This is a genomic window from Methylophaga sp. UBA5088, from assembly GCF_002414625.1.
Taxonomy (GTDB): domain Bacteria; phylum Pseudomonadota; class Gammaproteobacteria; order Nitrosococcales; family Methylophagaceae; genus Methylophaga; species Methylophaga marina.
Genome location: NZ_DIAC01000058.1, coordinates 1 through 467, shown reverse-complemented (window position 1 = coordinate 467; position 467 = coordinate 1). Strand labels below are relative to the sequence as shown.

The following is a 467-nucleotide window of genomic DNA, read 5'->3' as shown; positions in this document are numbered from 1 at the left end:
GTAGAAGCAGCGTGTCGAACACTACCACCAGAAACTCCTGAATTCGGGCACTTTATTCCTGCAGATTGGTTACTACGCCATCCAGACCTACTTGATGGGGATACGCCAGAGGTTAATGAATCTTTAGATCGTTTTGAAGCCGCTTTCAAGGCGATCAACCAATTCTTGAGTTAGGTCGGGTGCTACCCCGATTCTACGGACGATTTAAAAACGGCTGCAAACTTAACATCGCGCCTTTGGCTCTATTTCATGAGCGCACATGCTACAAAGGATAAATTGATGGATATGGATGATTTGACACCCCGAATTACACCCGCACACTTAATGTCTTTCAAAGATCAGAATTTAGCAGATGAATTCCACCGTCGCTTGATAGAGTGGATAAATGATTTTCACCGGTCGTTAGATGATGAGCATGAGGTTGGAGCTAGGTTGGTCAACTTTGGCCAGTCTGTAACATTCCATAT

At 44.5% G+C, this 467-nt stretch carries 1 protein-coding gene; it reads left to right on the top strand.

Annotated elements, in window-relative coordinates; genetic code table 11:
* Positions 1-279: 279 nt before the first annotated feature.
* A partial coding sequence (locus B4K20_RS07750; RefSeq protein ID WP_289282475.1) for a hypothetical protein occupies positions 280-467 on the top strand: 188 nt, incomplete at its 3' end.